The organism is Vibrio sp. 10N.222.55.C6 (assembly GCF_041473395.1).
Classification (GTDB): Bacteria; Pseudomonadota; Gammaproteobacteria; order Enterobacterales; family Vibrionaceae; genus Vibrio; species Vibrio crassostreae_C.
In genome coordinates this window covers 1-17,510 of record NZ_JBFRSD010000002.1, presented here as the reverse complement: position 1 = coordinate 17,510, position 17,510 = coordinate 1, and the positions used below count along the sequence as shown (strand labels likewise).

The 17,510-nt window shown below is 45.0% G+C and carries 17 protein-coding genes; 5 read left to right on the top strand and 12 right to left on the bottom strand.

Features of this window, described 5'->3' with window-relative positions:
* Positions 1-6: 6 nt before the first annotated feature.
* Positions 7-819, top strand: coding sequence for a septum site-determining protein MinD (minD, locus tag AB4486_RS01820; protein ID WP_009848498.1), 813 nt, complete (start codon positions 7-9; stop codon positions 817-819).
* A 6-nt stretch (positions 820-825) separates the two neighbouring features.
* Positions 826-1,089, top strand: coding sequence for a cell division topological specificity factor MinE (minE, locus tag AB4486_RS01815; RefSeq protein WP_010436847.1), 264 nt, complete (start codon positions 826-828; stop codon positions 1,087-1,089).
* A 130-nt stretch (positions 1,090-1,219) separates the two neighbouring features.
* Here the strand turns inward: minE and rnd are convergent, their stop codons facing one another.
* The 8 genes from rnd to AB4486_RS01775 all read right to left on the bottom strand — a co-directional run bounded on the left by rnd (position 1,220) and on the right by AB4486_RS01775 (position 9,208).
* Positions 1,220-2,338, bottom strand: a complete 1,119-nt coding sequence (rnd, locus tag AB4486_RS01810; RefSeq protein WP_017062374.1) for a ribonuclease D — start codon at positions 2,336-2,338, stop codon at positions 1,220-1,222.
* A 143-nt stretch (positions 2,339-2,481) separates the two neighbouring features.
* Positions 2,482-4,176, bottom strand: a complete 1,695-nt coding sequence (fadD, locus tag AB4486_RS01805) for a long-chain-fatty-acid--CoA ligase FadD (RefSeq protein ID WP_017062375.1) — start codon at positions 4,174-4,176, stop codon at positions 2,482-2,484.
* A 106-nt stretch (positions 4,177-4,282) separates the two neighbouring features.
* Positions 4,283-5,134, bottom strand: coding sequence for an alpha/beta fold hydrolase (locus AB4486_RS01800; protein ID WP_372116517.1), 852 nt, complete (start codon positions 5,132-5,134; stop codon positions 4,283-4,285).
* A gap of 49 nt (positions 5,135-5,183) precedes the next feature.
* Positions 5,184-5,744, bottom strand: a complete 561-nt coding sequence (locus tag AB4486_RS01795; protein WP_017062377.1) for a Slp family lipoprotein — start codon at positions 5,742-5,744, stop codon at positions 5,184-5,186.
* Positions 5,745-5,779: 35 nt separating this feature from the next.
* Entirely contained in the window at positions 5,780-6,085 is a 306-nt protein-coding gene (locus tag AB4486_RS01790) for a hypothetical protein (RefSeq protein WP_017062378.1), read from the bottom strand.
* A 72-nt stretch (positions 6,086-6,157) separates the two neighbouring features.
* Positions 6,158-6,859 (bottom strand): tRNA (adenosine(37)-N6)-threonylcarbamoyltransferase complex dimerization subunit type 1 TsaB, encoded by a 702-nt coding sequence (gene tsaB, locus AB4486_RS01785; RefSeq protein WP_017062379.1) that lies wholly within the window; start codon positions 6,857-6,859, stop codon positions 6,158-6,160.
* A 59-nt stretch (positions 6,860-6,918) separates the two neighbouring features.
* Positions 6,919-8,847, bottom strand: coding sequence for an ATP-dependent DNA helicase (locus tag AB4486_RS01780; RefSeq protein ID WP_372116354.1), 1,929 nt, complete (start codon positions 8,845-8,847; stop codon positions 6,919-6,921).
* 160 nt (positions 8,848-9,007) lie between these two features.
* Positions 9,008-9,208 carry a hypothetical protein gene (locus AB4486_RS01775; RefSeq protein ID WP_017062381.1) on the bottom strand — a complete coding sequence of 67 codons (201 nt, stop codon included), beginning with the start codon at positions 9,206-9,208 and terminating at the stop codon, positions 9,008-9,010.
* Positions 9,209-9,509: 301 nt separating this feature from the next.
* Here AB4486_RS01775 and purU point away from each other — a divergent pair, with 301 nt between their 5' ends.
* Entirely contained in the window at positions 9,510-10,343 is an 834-nt protein-coding gene (gene purU, locus AB4486_RS01770; protein WP_029235131.1) for a formyltetrahydrofolate deformylase, read from the top strand.
* 315 nt (positions 10,344-10,658) lie between these two features.
* On the opposite strand, the gene AB4486_RS01765 is transcribed toward purU, so the two are convergent.
* The gene (locus AB4486_RS01765) at positions 10,659-11,255 is read right to left on the bottom strand and encodes a VOC family protein (protein WP_102398069.1); all 597 of its coding nucleotides are present in this window, start codon (positions 11,253-11,255) and stop codon (positions 10,659-10,661) included.
* Between the two features lie 347 nt (positions 11,256-11,602).
* Here AB4486_RS01765 and argS point away from each other — a divergent pair, with 347 nt between their 5' ends.
* Positions 11,603-13,336 (top strand): arginine--tRNA ligase, encoded by a 1,734-nt coding sequence (gene argS, locus AB4486_RS01760; RefSeq protein WP_017067376.1) that lies wholly within the window; start codon positions 11,603-11,605, stop codon positions 13,334-13,336.
* 391 nt (positions 13,337-13,727) lie between these two features.
* Positions 13,728-14,156 (top strand): HIT domain-containing protein, encoded by a 429-nt coding sequence (locus tag AB4486_RS01755; RefSeq protein WP_017061937.1) that lies wholly within the window; start codon positions 13,728-13,730, stop codon positions 14,154-14,156.
* A gap of 132 nt (positions 14,157-14,288) precedes the next feature.
* On the opposite strand, the gene AB4486_RS01750 is transcribed toward AB4486_RS01755, so the two are convergent.
* From AB4486_RS01750 to AB4486_RS01740, 3 genes are read right to left on the bottom strand one after another with little or no spacing between them, the layout of a single operon-like run.
* Entirely contained in the window at positions 14,289-14,519 is a 231-nt protein-coding gene (locus AB4486_RS01750) for a FeoC-like transcriptional regulator (RefSeq protein ID WP_017061938.1), read from the bottom strand.
* Positions 14,516-16,789 carry a Fe(2+) transporter permease subunit FeoB gene (feoB, locus tag AB4486_RS01745; RefSeq protein WP_017061939.1) on the bottom strand — a complete coding sequence of 758 codons (2,274 nt, stop codon included), beginning with the start codon at positions 16,787-16,789 and terminating at the stop codon, positions 14,516-14,518. Before feoB ends, AB4486_RS01750 begins: the two co-directional genes overlap by 4 nt.
* Positions 16,790-17,011 carry a FeoA family protein gene (locus AB4486_RS01740; protein WP_004734203.1) on the bottom strand — a complete coding sequence of 74 codons (222 nt, stop codon included), beginning with the start codon at positions 17,009-17,011 and terminating at the stop codon, positions 16,790-16,792. It lies immediately after the preceding gene.
* Positions 17,012-17,510: the final 499 nt, after the last annotated feature.

Here is a 17,510-nt window from a genome sequence, read left to right as displayed (position 1 = left end):
AACAGAATGGCACGCATTATCGTTGTAACGTCAGGTAAAGGCGGGGTAGGCAAAACGACCTCCAGTGCAGCTATTGCCTCGGGTCTGGCTTTAAAAGGAAAGAAAACCGCAGTTATCGACTTTGATATCGGTCTGCGTAACCTAGATTTAATCATGGGTTGTGAGCGTCGTGTTGTGTACGACTTCGTTAACGTTATCAATGGTGAAGCGACGCTGAACCAAGCGATGATCAAAGACAAGCGCACAGAGAACCTGTTCATTCTTCCTGCTTCTCAAACTCGTGATAAAGACGCACTAACAAAAGATGGTGTTCGTCGTGTATTTGATGAACTAGATGAAATGGGCTTTGATTTCATCATCTGTGATTCTCCTGCGGGTATCGAACAAGGCGCTCTAATGGCGTTGTACTTCGCTGATGAAGCGATTGTAACCACCAACCCAGAAGTCTCTTCAGTACGCGATTCAGACCGTATTCTAGGTATTCTTGACTCTAAATCTCGTCGTTCAGAAGACGGCTTAGAGCCAGTGAAAACACACCTTCTACTGACTCGCTACAACCCAGCACGTGTAACTCAAGGTGAGATGCTCAGTGTTGAAGACGTTGAAGAAATCCTGCACATCTCTCTACTGGGTGTGATTCCAGAAAGCCAAGCAGTACTCAACGCATCGAACAAGGGTGTTCCAGTTATCTTTGACGAAGCAACCGACGCAGGTATGGCTTACAATGATACTGTAGAGCGACTACTGGGTAGCCAAGTTGACTTCCGCTTCTTAACGGAACAGAAGAAAGGCATCTTCAAACGACTGTTCGGGGGCTAATGCACAATGTCATTATTAGAGTTTTTTAGACCACAGAAAAAGACAACCGCAAACCTAGCCAAAGAACGTTTGCAGATCATTGTTGCCGAACGACGCAGCCATGACGACCCAGCGCCGTCTTACCTGCCGCAACTAAAAGAAGACATCTTGAAGTGTATTGCCAAGTACGTTGAGGTCGATCCATCAATGGTTGATCTGACTTTTGAACACAAAGATGACGACATCTCAGTGTTAGAGTTGAATGTTAAGCTTCCAGAAGAAGATCGATAATCTTTCTGAACAAGATTGGCAGGTAATACACTTGCTTGTATTGATTGAATAAAAAAAGAGAGCCTAGGCTCTCTTTTTTGTATGTGCAGTTTATAACTGTAACTAAGTTAGGCTTTAAAGCAGCAAGCGGTTATTTGATCGCTTTACTCAGCTTTTCGCCAACCACATCTAAACGCCAGCCTTGCATAACATCAGGCAGCTTCTCTGGGTTACGATCGTGCTTCCACACCCAGCTTAACATTTGGTTAAGTTGCTTCTTCGATGCCAAGAATTCCGTCGCCAAACCACTGTGTTGTGATGCTGTTTTCACTTCATCTTTCAGCACTTTGAAGAGTTGCTTGTAGCCAGGGAAATCCATTAGACGTTCTACTGGTGCTGGGTACTCTTCTTCTGGTGTATGTTCCGCTAACTTTACGATTGAGCTGATCTTCGCACCATGGCGACGCACAGAGCGGTAATCAAAACCCTCTTGCTCCATGTGCTTGGGATCTTTCATCGCAAAACGCGCCACAGCCCATAGGTCTTGTTCTTTGAAGACAAAGTTCAGCGCTAAATCGCGCTTGATTGCTTCTTTTAGACGCCAAGTTGCTAGAGGTCGTAAGATCGCTAATTGCTTAGGTTTAAGCTGCCACGCCCCTTTAATATCAAGGTAGGCTGTATCTGGGTTTACTTTACGAATGCGCTTGGCAACTTGTAAATCAGACTCTTGCTGAGCCGCTTCCCACCAGCCAGCTTCCATCACTTTTTCTAGAAGCTTGTTGTACATTGGCATTAGGTAATGCACGTCTGCTGCTGCGTAGTCCAATTGTTTTTGAGAAAGCGGACGCGCTAGCCAGTCTGTGCGAGATTCACTCTTATCGAGATCGACACCGACAAACTCTGAAACCAGAGCAGCAAAGCCCGTTGATAAACCATGACCTAAGAAAGCCGCCATGATCTGTGTATCAACCATTGGTGTTGGTGTACAGCCAAATGCGTTCTGGAACACTTCCAAATCTTCACCGCACGCGTGCAGCACTTTCAATACTGATGCGTCTTTCAACAAGGTAACGAACGGTGTCATGTCATCAAGAGCAATAGGGTCAATCAGTGACAGCGTTTCACCATCAAATAACTGAATCAAGCCTAATTGAGGGTAATAGGTTCTAGTACGAACGAACTCCGTATCAAGCATAACGACATCGGCTTCACGTGCTTGTTGGCAAACTCGCTCAAGGTCTTTCAATTGGGTAATGATTTGATAATCCACAAAAACTCTCACAGGTTTCTATTTGATCGCCGGATACAAAAATGCCGACATTAACTGTCGGCATTCTAACACCATTTTTCAGCGCTCGCTTAGATTAAGCGCCTCAATGGTTTTGGTGCAGTACTTTCGCGCAAACGGGCTAATTATTCGCTAGCGCGTTTCGCAAGTTCTGCATCGTTTTCTTCACGCAGTACGCGGCGTAAGATCTTACCTACGTTAGTCTTTGGAAGATCATCTCTGAACTCGACTAATTTAGGGATTTTGTAACCCGTTAAGTGCTCACGACAGTGCGCGATAATGTCTTCTTTGGTCAGGCTAGGGTCACGCTTCACAACGTAGATCTTAACCAATTCACCAGACACTTCATGAGGTTGACCGATAGCTGCTACTTCAAGCACTTTACCATGCAGAGCCACAACGTCTTCAATCTCGTTCGGGTAAACGTTGAAGCCTGATACAAGAATCATGTCCTTCTTACGGTCAACGATGTACAACAAGCCTTCGTCATCAAACTTAACGATGTCACCTGTCGATAACCAACCGTCTTGATCGATCACTTCTTTGGTCGCTTCAGGGCGCTGCCAGTAACCTTGCATCACTTGAGGGCCACGAACTTGTAGCTCGCCTACTTGGTCATTAGCAATAACCTTACCTTCATCATCAACAATACGAACTTCTGTCGATGGTACTGGTAGGCCGATAGCACCTGTGTAGTCTTTCAGGTCGTATGGGTTACCCGTTACCAGTGGTGAACACTCAGTTAAGCCATAGCCTTCCAATAGGTGAATGCCTGTCGCTTTCTTCCATTGCTCAGCAACAGCGCGTTGAACCGCCATGCCGCCGCCAACAGATAGGCGTAGGTTACTGAAATCCAACTCGTGGAAATCTTCGTTATTAACTAGCGCATTAAACAAGGTGTTTACGCCGGTAATTGCGGTAAACGGAACCTTTTGCAGCTCTTTAATAAAGCCAGGAATGTCACGAGGGTTAGTAATTAGAAGGTTACGACCACCCATCTCAACAAACAGTAAGCAGTTCACCGTCAGTGCAAATACGTGGTAAAGCGGTAATGCCGTTACAACCAACTCGCGGCCTTCTTGCAGAACAGGACCGTAAGCCCCTTTCGCTTGAAGTACGTTCGCAATCATATTGCGGTGCGTTAGGATTGCGCCCTTCGCTACACCTGTTGTACCACCAGTGTACTGTAGGAACGCGATGTCATCACCCGCCATGAACGGTTTCACATATTGAAGACGACGACCTTTGTGCAGCGCTTTTCTGAATGAGATAGCACCCGGCAGATCATACTTAGGCACCATGCCTTTTACGTATTTCACTACAAAGTCGACAATTGTCCCTTTCGCGCGTGGCAGCATTTGCCCTAGGCTAGTTAGAACAACGTGTTTAACCGGCGTGTTATCAACGACTTTCTCTAGCGTGCTCGCAAAGTTAGATACGATAACAATCGCCTTTGCACCAGAATCGTTCAGTTGATGTTCAAGCTCACGAGGTGTGTACAGTGGGTTGACGTTCACTGCAATCATACCTGCACGCAATACACCAAATAGTGCAATTGGGTATTGCAGTAGGTTTGGCATCATTAGCGCGACGCGATCGCCCTTCTTCAGTTTCAAGTCATTCTGTAGGTAAGCGGCAAAAGCACGGCTGCGCTCTTCAAGCTTACGGAATGTCATAATCGAGCCCATGTTCTCGAATGCAGGTTGGTCCGCGTACTTCTGTACCGACTGTTCAAACATTTCTACAAGAGATGGGTACTGATCTGGGTTGATCGTTTCTGGTACGTCACTTGGATAACGTGAAAGCCAAGGTTTGTCCACTATGTTACTCCTCGTTTATCAGCTGACGACTGCTTCGCCGCTTTTTATCATTGCGGTATTACAGCACAGCTTTAGTGCATGAGCACTAAAAGGCTCAAACACTTGTTTAAATTTTGTTAACTACACCAAGAATTAGCTCTGAAACTAGCTCCGGGCTCTCTAAATGGCAATGATGTCCGCCAGGAACAGTCTCTATATTCAGAGAACTATGGGCTGATTTGTAGCGAGTATGCTGCAAATGTCGGAATCCATCATTTCCTAAAACTATTAATTGAGGGCATTCAATAGCCGCCATGATCGCTTCAGCGTGCGCCTGTGACATTCGATATAACGAGTCACATTTTAGGTTAGGGTCGCATCGCCATTGCCAAGAGTTATCTAACTCGACAATTCCTCGCTCGACAATAGGAGCAATTAATTCAGCATTGATTTGATTGGCGTGAGCTCTCAGCTTAATAGCATCCTCAAGGCTTGCCAGAGGACGTGAAGGCTTTCTTCGCTGTCGAAGACGACTGAGTACCCCATCTCTCAAGCGAGAAACCGTTTCTTGGGGAGCTTCTGAAAGAGGTCCGTGACCTTCAATTTGAATTAATCCTGACACCTTTTCAGGAAAGGCGGCACTATAGCAACTTGCTATCAATGCACCAAGTGAATGTCCTACCAGTACCAGTCTGTTTGGCGATAATTTAGTCACCAACTGATGCAAGTCATCTATATAATCATGAAATGGGTAGTAACTTCCCGATTTGTGCGACGAGAAGCCGTGTCCGAAGAGATCGATAGCAACAAGGTGAGCATTGGGCGCAAACTTGGCGACTTGCTGCATAACCTGATTAAAGCTGGACGAATTATCCAACCACCCATGAATAAAAACGACCGTCGTTGCGGTCGTTTGTGGGTTGCCAATCTGTTGTGTTGCAAGCGTCCCGCTCGCGAGGGAGTATGACTTTTCAATCATCAAACATGTAGTTCCATCTGTTTGCGTAATCAACATCGGATAAAGTTAATTACTCTACGTCTTGTATCACTCGACCTTGTCTTGGCATCGTTTGAAAACTGCGGCAATGTAAACTTCTGCACGAGTAGTAGGTTGGTGCAAAATCGTTAACAACAACGCGCTCAGTAATGTTCCACAGGCGTTGGTTGTCTACTTTCATTACAGGGAAGGTGTAAGGGTATTCCCCTATTTTTCCATCTTCACTTCCAATTGACTGACCAACCAAAGTAATCAGACGACCTTCTGCAAAGCTTAGAGGCTCAACGTACCCTTCAATATAACCAACAAAACGTCCGCTTGGCTCTGCGTCTAGATCTGGCTTACCGCTACTCGAAATCGGCATATTAGCGACTTCGATTCGAGTCTTATCTTTCAAGTTGGTCACTTTAGAGATAACGCCACCTAATCGAACACTTTGCGCATCCGGTAGTTGGTCGACCCACTGTTGGTAATCGCTAATTACAGGCTCTGATTTTGCTTCAAGCTCGCTAGGAAGTGATGAACACCCGGCAAGTACCAATACACCAAGAGAAAAGGCTATTAAGCGTAATTTAGAGAGATAATTTGACATGGTTCTGGTCCTTAAACAGGCATTAATAAGAAGCTCTAGATGTAGATATCGACACCGATAAGCTTTGCAAGTTCTTCTTTCTTCGCCTGATTCATTACATCCATATACTCTTCCATAGCCTTACGTCCTCGGCCTTCTGGAAGATCATACTGGATTTGAGCCTTGTGTAGCTCAGACTCTTTAACTTGACGAATAGAGTGAGAAACAGCATTAGCGACCTTAGTCGGTTGCCCAACCGCAGTGCTAGCATCAGATTTTTTTGCCTGCTCCTTCTTTTTAATTCGATTCGGCTTAGACGTGCTGCCTATCGAAGAAGGAGGTAAGTTGTTAATTGATACCATGACTAAATATCTGCCCTCTCAAATCTAAATAATACGCATTTAGACCTAATTTGCATCAGAACCTTGTAAAAATTATTCGCGACCTGGCAGTTTCTTCCAAGTCACTTTGTCACGAAGATAAACTGGCTCAGATTCTTCTGCTGCAACCGCTTTACCTTCTGCGTAAGCAAATTGAGCAAGGAACGCCATATCTTGAGCTTCTGGGAATAGCACTTCACACGCTTTGGTGTTGATCGCAAGTGTATCCATATGCTCGGCATAAGCTTCCCAGCCGGTACCGACTTTCGCCCATATTTCAGAATCTGCTTCTAACTGCGCAGCCAGTTCACTTGGTGGCGTTACACATTCGGCATCAACCGCAGTCCAACGACCATCTTGTTCGCGGCTGTAACGAGCCCAGTACACTTCGCTCATACGCGCATCAATCGCTGTTGCTACATGAGTTTCACCAAATTTACGGTAGCTGCCTTGCGCCATCGCTGCCAGTGTAGAGACACCAATCATTGGTAAATCCGCACCAAAAGCCAAGCCCTGAGCAATACCAATACCAATACGCACACCCGTGAAACTGCCTGGGCCTTGGCCAAACGCGATAGCATCGATATCGGTTAAAGCGACATTCGCTTCTTTCAGTACTTCATCCACCATAGGTAGAATTTTTTTTGTATGGTCTCGAGGAGCCTCTTCGCTACGTGCGAACACCTGGTCACCAATTACTAATGCAACTGAACAGTTTTCAGTTGCGGTATCTACTGCAAGAATTTTCGCGCTCATTTGTGTCTCAAATATTCGTTATCTAATCTAAAAATAATGGCTAAACTCAACAATGCCAATTACTCAGCAGCGGTTGAATGGTCTTTAGCTAAGAATTCTTTAATGACCCCTAAGTCACGGGTACGTGGGATAGGCGGTAAACTCGCCAAAAACACACCACCGTAATCGCGGGTCACCAAGCGGTTATCGCAAATAATTAAAGCGCCATTATCACGTTTATCACGTATTAATCGGCCAACACCTTGTTTTAAGGTAATCACTGCGTCTGGTAACTGTACTTGTGCAAAAGGATCACCCCCTTTCAGCTTACAGTCCTCGATTCGAGCCTTAAGTAACGGGTCGTCTGGGGCGGTAAAGGGCAATTTATCGATGATAACACAGCTTAATGCGTCGCCCCTAACATCTATACCTTCCCAGAAGGCGCCAGTGGCCACCAGCAATGCGTTACCTAATTCCATGAATTCGGCTAAGGTTTTTTGCTTACTTGTCTCACCTTGTAGCAGAACGGGAACCGAGAGCGTTTCACGGAATCGTTCCCCCAACTCTTTCATCATGCTGTGTGAGGTGCACAAGAAGAAACAGCGACCTTGGTTTTGCTCAATCACAGGAGTCAGCATTCTTACTAGCTTATCCGCTAAACCCGGGCTATTTGGTTCGGGAAGATAACGAGGCACACACAAACGCGCCTGATTTGGATAGTCAAACGGGCTTGGCAGTGAAAACTGTGCTGACGGTTTTAACCCGAGTCGAGAGGTGAAATGGTCGAAATCATCCGACACAGCCAAAGTTGCAGAGGTAAACACCCAAGCACCCGGTTTTAGCTCAATCTGCTCATGGAATTTATCCGCAACCGAAAGAGGCGTGATGTGCAAAGCAAAGTGGCGTGGCGTGGTGTCATACCAATAGGAATAACCGGTAATCGACACATCACACACACGTTCGATACGCGACTTAATCATGGTTGCACGCTCAAAAGCCGTGTCTAACAACTGGCTTCGACCCAATGCTAATTTCAATACATCCACAGCCAGTTGCAACGCATCTTGTAAACGCACGAGCTCTCTCACAATCGACTCTGACTTCAATGCTTCACGCCAGTTACCACGAAAGCCGGTGTCGCCGAGCACAATGCGTAAATCGGCGGCTGATTGAATGAGCCTCTCGCCAACCTTTTGCAGCTGCCGCATGTCTTTGGCTTCAGTGCGGTAAGCGATTTCAATGTCTTTGGCTAGTTCTTGGATTTGTCGACTGGAAACCGATTGTCCGAAGTACTGGCTGGCGATGTCAGGAAGTTGATGTGCTTCATCGAAAATAAACACGTCAGCTTCAGGTATCAATTCGCCAAATCCGGTTTCTTTGATCGCCAAATCAGCTAGGAAAAGGTGGTGGTTTACGACCACCACATCGGAATCCATCGCTTTTTTACGCGCTTTAAGCACAAAGCAATCGGTATAGCTTGGGCACTCTTTACCCAAGCAATTATCATTGGTCGAGGTAATGGTTGGAATAACCGGGCTGTCTTCAGCGATATCATCACAATCGCCTAAATCACCCGTTTGAGTGGATGACGACCAACTACGAACTTTGACTAACTGAGCCAGCAGCGTTGGATCGGTATGAGCACCATGACTCTCGATCATTTGGCGGCTGAGTCTGTCCAAACACAAATAGTTTGAACGTCCTTTGAGCAACGCAACTTGACCATAAAAGCCAAGCGCATCGACCATCAAGGGTAAATCTCGGTGAAACAGCTGTTCTTGAAGGTTTTTAGACCCCGTACTAATGATGGTTTTCTTGCCACTAAGCAGCGCAGGCACTAGGTAAGCAAACGTCTTACCAGTACCTGTTCCAGCCTCAACAACCAACTGGCTTTGATTTTCAATAGCTTGTGAAACCGCTTCAGCCATGTCTAACTGAGCTTGTCTTGGTTGAAACCCAGGGATAGCTTTGCCCAGAGCGCCATCAGCAGAAAACGTTTTAGATATCATAGAGTACGAAGTTTAGAAAAAGAGAAGGAGAATTATGGCAGGTTTAGTGAGCCGGCGCGAATCAAGAATGACTTCGCACCGGAGGTGTTTGGTTTGGCTTGACGTGGCTTAAGTTACCTTGAAGGTAAGAATTGAAGAAGTAGGAATTAGAGAATCGTTTTTATTTTCGACTGAGATAACGTGATAGCCAAGGAGCACCTTCAAAATGGTTATCACCAGGCTGTATGGCTTTCGCTGCATCGGTTGGTGAGGTCTTACTTTCCCACATTTCATCTAGAACATGACCATCTAATTCGGTACCTCTCGCCAATGAATTCACTCGCTTGCAGTACAGTTTTTTGGCTAGTAACTCTTTATCCATAAGTATCACCTCTATTTTTGGCCAAGGCGTAAATGCCTCGGTTGAAGTTCAAATGCGTACTACGGTCAAAACTTTTAAAAATGAAGCTTCTGCCTGTTTTTCTATCTAAAAACTGATATTTCTATATCAAACAATTTATCAAAGCGATAAATCAGCAGCAGAATTTGTTGAAACCAACTTGATAATAGATTAATTATAACGGTGATATTGCGGCTCAGTTCACCGTTCGACGGCCTGCATTAAATTTGAAGAATCCCTATTTCATATAATAAGTGCAACATTTCATGGAAGTAAGATGCAAATGGAAAGAAAAACTTTACTAACACATTGTACTGATGCCCCGGGCCTCATCTCTAAGATCACCAATATTTGTTATAAGCACCAACTCAATATTATTCACAACAATGAGTTCGTAGATAACACAAGTGGCCACTTCTTTATGCGCACCGAGCTGGAAGGCTATTTCAATGATGAAACCTTGCTTGCCGATTTAGACCAAGCCCTGCCACCAAATACGAAACGTAAGCTTGTTGATTCGTCTCGCAAGCGTGTTGTGATACTCGTGACCAAGGAAGCACACTGCCTTGGCGACATTCTAATGAAGAACTTCGATGGCAGCTTAGACGTTGAAATTGCGGCCGTTGTCGGTAACTACGACATTCTACAAAGCCTAACCGAGCGTTTTGACATCCCTTACCACCATGTTTCTCACGAAGGGCTAAACCGTGAAGAACATGAGAAGAAGATGCTAGAAGTGATTGACCAGTACGAGGCGGATTACCTTGTTTTGGCTAAGTACATGCGAGTGCTGACACCAGGTTTTGTTGAAAAATACCACCACAAGATCATCAATATCCACCACAGCTTCTTGCCAGCATTTATTGGCGCGAAGCCATACCAACAAGCGTATGAGCGCGGCGTGAAGATCATTGGCGCAACGGCACACTTTGTGACGAATGATTTGGATGAAGGTCCAATCATCAAGCAAGATGTTATCCCTGTGGATCACAACTTCAGCGCGAAAGACATGGCACAAGCCGGTCGTGACGTAGAGAAGAATGTATTAAGTAAGGCGTTAAACAAGGTGATCAATGATCATGTGTTTGTTTACGGCAACAAGACTGTAATTCTGTAAATCGGATATTCGATTTCCGGTAAGACTTCCAGTTAGAACCCAATAAAAAACGCGCAATAGGGAAAGCCCATCGCGCGTTTTTTGTATCTGATGATCAGACTCGCTTTGAGAGATTCCCGACTACGCTCCTTCGTCGCTATCAGGAATGACGAACTCGGTGATGAACCTTCGAGCTATAGGCTCTAACATACGCTCTCGAACGCTCAGTCTGTCACTATCCAAAGATAGACTCTGGAAAATTTCATCGAACACCCCGTCATTCCGACGAGCCAAGGCGAGATCAGGAATCTCTTTCCTAGCAACTCTCTATTCAAATTAAGCCTGTTCTGATTCCACAATCTTCTTCAAAGAGTGTGGATGCAGCTTGATGCAAATCCCTTGATGTTTAAAAGCCACTGTTGGGTTATTCAAGCGTTCACCCTCGCCTTTCGGGCTAGAGAGTTTGATCTTAACGCCTTGCTCACCCAGCGTTTCAAAGTTAGCAGCGAACTGCGGGTAAGTTTCTTTAAGATCCGCTAGATACTCATCAGCTGTTTGGGCATGAGAAGGAATCACAAACTCTACATGTTCCCAATCTTGGCTTGGGTAAATCTTACCTTCTGCTGGATATGGCAGCTCCAAACATTCAATTTTCCAGCCAAGGCTTTGCAAGGGTTCATCGAAAGCCAACACCACAATTGGACGACCATTAATCATCGCCTCAGAAATCGTAGAGCCGTACTCAGACCACGCTTGATGGGCAGATTTCGCTAGCTCAGTGTCATTGATTCGCAGCGCAATATGATCCGCTTGAGCAAAGCTTAAATCCAAACCTAATGTATTTCCTAGGCTCTCGATTTTTGCCATAAAAGTATCAAGGCGGGCGATCATTTGTTGTGGTTCTAGTTCAGCTTGCTTCAGGCTCATCATCATTGTCTGTGTTCTCCAAATAATGGCTGCATGTTATCAGTTTTGCCTTTTGCAACAAGCGTTGCTTTTACAAAAAACACTCAATAACTATGTTCTTTTCGCTCCTTAAACATGCAAACGCGTCTTGCTAAAAGTCGATTGTCAAAAACCACTCAGGAAATGTTAATTTTCTATCAATTCGACCTATAAGAAACCGCACAAAATTGGTATGATTACCGCCATTTCTGTGAACTTAAACAGAGTCTGCTGCTGATTTTGGCATTAAATCGTTAACTAGAAGCATAATTAACCAATTTAATGACCAAGAATTAACGGCCACTCTTATCATCCTTGAATTGAAGGAAACGCGTGTGAATATCCAAGCACTTATTAATGACAAAGTATCTCAGGCTCTAGAAGCCGCTGGCGCACCTGCAGGCTCTCCTGCTGCTGTTCGTCAATCTGCAAAACCACAGTTTGGTGACTACCAAGCAAACGGCGTTATGGGCGTTGCTAAACGACTAGGCACTAACCCACGAGAATTTGCTCAAAAAGTATTGGACGTTCTAAACCTAGACGGTATCGCGTCTAAAGTTGAAATCGCAGGTCCGGGTTTCCTAAACATCTTCCTAGATGAAGCTTTCCTAGCCAAACAAGCAGACGCAGCATTGGCTGACTCTCGCCTTGGTGTTGCCGTTGCTGAAACGCAAACTATTGTTGCGGATTACTCTGCGCCAAACGTTGCTAAAGAAATGCACGTTGGTCACCTACGTTCAACTATCATCGGTGATGCAGTAGTTCGTACTCTAGAATTTCTAGGCCACAACGTTATCCGCGCTAACCACATCGGTGACTGGGGTACTCAATTCGGTATGCTTATCGCAAACCTTGAGCGCGTTCAGGCTGAGTCTGGTGAAGTTTCAATGGAACTTGCTGACCTTGAAGGCTTCTACCGTGAATCTAAAAAGCTCTACGATGAAGACGAAGAGTTCGCAGTTAAAGCACGTGGCTACGTTGTTAAACTGCAAAGCGGCGACGAGTTCTGCGCAGAGATGTGGAAGAAGCTTGTTGACGTAACAATGATTCAAAACCAACGCAACTACGATCGTCTAAACGTGTCTCTAACACGTGATGACGTAATGGGCGAAAGCATGTACAACCACATGCTTCCAACTATTGTTGCGGATCTGAAAGAGCAAGGTCTTGCTAAAGAAGATGACGGCGCACAAGTTGTATTCCTAGACGAATACAAAAACAAAGATGGTGACCCAATGGGCGTTATCATCCAGAAACGCGACGGCGGCTTCCTTTACACAACAACCGATATTGCTTGTGCAAAATACCGTTTTGAAGAACTAGGCGCAGACCGCGTTCTTTACTTCATCGACTCACGTCAACACCAGCACCTAATGCAAGCTTGGACTATCGTTCGTAAAGCAGGTTACATCCCAGAATCTGTTTCTCTTGAGCACCACGCATTCGGCATGATGCTAGGTAAAGACGGTAAACCATTCAAGACTCGTGCAGGCGGTACTGTTCGTCTTGCTGATCTTCTTGATGAAGCCGAAGTTCGTGCAGCGCAGCTAATCGAATCTAAGAACCCAGAACTAGCAGAAGACGAGAAGAAAGCGATCGCGAACACTGTTGCTATGGCAGCGGTTAAGTACGCAGACCTTTCTAAGCACCGCACTACTGACTACGTGTTCGATTGGGACAACATGCTTGCATTCGAAGGCAACACAGCACCATACATGCAGTACGCATACACTCGTGTTGCTTCTGTATTTGCTAAAGCTGGCATTTCTATGGACTCGCTTGAAGGTGAAATCAAAATCACTGAAGAGAAAGAGAAAGCGCTTATCGCGAAACTTCTACAGTTTGAAGAAGCAGTACAGTCTGTTGCTCGTGAAGGTCAACCACACATCATGTGTAGCTACCTGTTCGAACTAGCTGGTCAATTCTCTAGCTTCTACGAAGCGTGCCCTATCCTAGTTGCTGAAGACGAAGCTGTTAAGCAGAGCCGTCTGAAGCTTGCTGCACTAACAGCGAAGACGATCAAGCAAGGTCTATCGCTTCTAGGTATCGACACTCTAGAGCGCATGTAAGCGATTCGAGATTCGAGATTCGAGATTCGAGATTCGAGATTCGAGATTCGAGATTCGAGAAAATTAGAAAGGTTGACGTGAAAGCGTCAACCTTTTTTTTGTCTGGAGGTTTGTTTACTCGATTATTTAAGCGATTAGCTAACCTACACAGCAAGAGATCTCCTATTACGCTCATTCGTCGCTCTAGGAGATGACGAGAATAGGTGTAGTGAATCCAAGACAACATCAATGATGCGCCATCAAACCACACCAAATCGTTATCCCTCTTCTCACCATCATTCCCTACAGTGAGGGACGAACGTGATAGGGAATCTGCTTATTGAGAACGTAAGCCCTAGCCACATTCAAACTTCGACCTTATACTCATGTAAAACAATTAATTGGAAAGATCATGAGCTTCGAACTTCACCCGCAACTTGCGAAAGACACCACACTTATCGGCGAATTTCCACTGAGCTTAGCCCTGCTACACAAAGATAACGCAGTGCCTTGGGTTATCTTGGTACCAAAACGTGCCAACCTAAAAGAGTTGCACCACTTACCAATGAAAGAGCAACAGCAGTTCCTACATGAATCTCAGGCGGTAAGCCAAGCATTAGAAGCAACGTTCCAACCAGACAAATTGAACCTTGGTGCGCTGGGTAATATGGTGCCACAACTGCACATCCACCATATTGCACGCTTCAAAGACGACATTGCTTGGCCCGGCCCAGTATGGGGTAATACAAAAGGCGAACAGCGCAGTGAAGAAGATCAAGCCGCTATCCTGACTCGAATCCAAAACGTTCTGTCACTGAGCTCTATCTTCAAGAAAGCATAATTCGAGTTCATCTCATTGAGCTTTAAAGCAAAACACTTCAGAAAAGACACATAACAAAAAGCCGCTCATCTTAGATAAGCGGCTTTGTCATTTTCTAATCTCGCCTTTTTCAACGAGAGTCTGAAGACCGAACTACATCATCACGTTAAGCGACAAACCATCTTGTTTGCTGATGGTGTAGCGAATACGCGTTGTATGACCATGCTTATTCGTATCGACCAAGCGAGAAACTTTCCCTTTCTTGACCCAAACACTCAGCATCGCATCGACGCCATCTTCACTCATGCCAAACTTTGCAGCGAGCTCTTTACGAGCCGCAACGCCGTGGCTATCAATGTATTGATGAAGTTCAGTTAAAATCATACTACTTGCACCTCTAGTGCTTTCTGCTTACTGCCCACTTTCTTGAAGACGCGATACGTCACCACAAAACCACCAGCAATCGCCACCATCCATACTGCACTTGTCACAGGATGCGCAGCAAAGTTTGCCGCTTGGTAGTAGAAAGTCGCACCAAAGTAACCAAGAGCCATCGTCCAAACCGCGATGAAGCGTGCAAACGTCTGACCAAATTCACGAACATAAGCACCCATCGCGGCCACACAAGGCGTGTAAAGCAGGATAAGAATCAAGTAAGCGAATGCCGCATGACCAGATACAAACTTGTCTTTCAAGTTACCAAAGATAGAGGTATCGACTTCTTGGTCAGCTGCTACAGAATTAGAGTCAGACAAGTCGCCAACTTCAATACCTAATGGATCTGAGTAGCTCAATCCGGCTAGGTTTTCAGGGATCGTCATTACCGCTTCTTGCAGGCTTGCTGCTAAGTCAAACTCAGCTGCTTCTTCATCAGAAGGCGTTGTATATAGGCTATTTAATGTACCAACAACGGCTTCTTTAGCGAAAATACCTGTGATGATACCAACCGTTGCAGGCCAGTTCTCTTCAGTAATACCAATTGGTTGGAATACAGGTGTTACAACTTGAGCTGCTCTAGACAGTACTGAGTTTTCGCTATCTTCGTTACCAAAGCTGCCGTCCATACCTAGAGAGTTTAGGAAGCTAAGAATAGCCACAACCATCACGATTGTTTTACCTGCACCAAGTACGAAACGCTTCAGCTTCTGCCAAGTTTTCAACATTACGTTTTGCACTGTCGGCAATTCGTAATCTGGCATTTCCATCACTAAGCTATCACTGCTACCTGGGTAGATCGTGTTTTTCAGGAACAAACCCGTAAATACAGAAGCAACGATACCCATGATGTACAGAGCGAATACTACGTTTTGTCCTGCACCTGGGAAGAACGCCGCCGCGAACAGTGCGTATACCGGTAAACGAGCACCACATGACATAAACGGCGCCATTGATGCTGCTAGTTTACGTTCGCGCTCTTGGTCAAGAGTACGAGTTGCCATGATTGAAGGCACGTTACAACCAAAGCCCAGTACAAGTGGGACAAATGCTTTACCCGGTAAACCAATCTTCTGCATCACTTTATCAAGTACAAATGCAGCACGAGCCATGTAGCCTGAGCTTTCTAGTACCGCTAAGAATAGGTAAAGCGCTGCGATAACAGGAATAAAGGTCGCAACCGTTTGGATACCGCCGCCAATACCATCAGCAAGTACAGTGACTAACCAAACTGGTAAATGGCCATCTAATAAGTGGTGTCCACCATCAACTAATATTGCTCCAACACCAATATCGAAGAAGTCGATAAACGCACTACCGATATTGATAGAGAACATGAACATTAGGTACATGATAACGAAGAAGAAAGGAATACCGACCCATTTGTTCAAAATGAATTGGTCTGCTTTCTCTGTAAAGTTACGGCTTAGTTTGCCTTCGCTGCGACGAACACGTTTACAAAGGTCATGTAAGAAAGTGTATTTAGCGTCAGCAACAGCAAGGTCAATATCGAAATCGGCACCAAGACGCACGCTATCAATTTGAGTGCGAGTTTGTGGGGCTAAACCATTCAATACCAAGTAATCATTTTCTAAAGCACGAATCGCTAGCGCTCGGTGAGATACGTCAGCATCATCAAATTGTGACTCAACAGAAGGGATAAGAGCTTCTAACGCGGCATCGTAATCAATAGAGATAGGGTCAAGGCTCACACCTTGAACAAGCAGTTTATGCAGACGCTCTTTAAAGCGAACCACTTGACCTTTATCGTTTGCAGACAAGCTTAGAACTGGGCAACCTAGCTCTTTCTCTAGTGCTTTAAGGTTAATCACCTGACGTTCGCGCTTTAATACATCCATTTTGTTCAACACAACGATCATTGGGCGACCCAACTCACGCAGCTGTAATGTCATATATAAGCTTCGTTCTAGACAGTTAGCGTCGACAACATTGATGATCACATCTGCTGGGTGAGTTAAAACAGCGCGAGACGCGATAGACTCATCGATGCTGTTCGCATCATTACCACTGTCTAGTGCGTAGATACCCGGTAAATCCGTTAGTTGAAACTGATCACCAGCGTGCGAGTATAAACCCGTCTTCTTTTCAACAGTGACACCAACCCAGTTACCAACGTGCTGCTTAGCACCAGTCAGTGCGTTGAACAGTGTTGTTTTACCACTATTCGGGTTACCAACGGTAAGAACTTGATAATCCATTTAGATAACCTCGATTTGTTCTGCAATGCTTTCACGAATGGCGATAGAAACACCTCTCACTTCAACTTGAAGCGGATCACCCATAGGTGCACGGCGGATAAGCGTCACCTCGGTTTTTGGCAACATACCCATGACCATAAGTTTCTTCCTTACGTCTGGTGTTAAACCTGTTAGTGCAACAATAGAAGCCGCCTTTCCTTGCTCTAGTTGTGAGAGTTTCATAAGTACCCAATTCGTGACTGATAATGAGAAAGATTGTTATTAACGCCATGATACACATACATGCCCACAATTCTATTGTGTGAAATCAATGTTTTCGAAAATACATACTCGTAAGTTTCGTTAAAAACGTTTACGTCAAAAACGTTACTTTCAACAACTAGCGAGAACTACCTCACTAGTACAAACCCTCCCAAACAAAAACAAATCATTAATTATCAACCACTTGAGAAAATGTCGGTTTTATCATAGGTATCTGTCGTTAATTTTATAAGTAAAATAAGTAGCTGGACGTATAGTTACTCCATCTAAGAGAAACTACTTCTCTTTAATTTTATTCCAGAGGTGATATGGCTTTGCTATATCACTCCGGCAGCAAGCGAAGGTGTCGTTGGCACCCGTGGTATAGTCCCCCCGGCTATGCCACGATATTTTTTTTCTTCCCTTTGTTTTATCCCAACAACCTTTTTAAACTCCCCATTTATCTCGTATCTCGTATCTC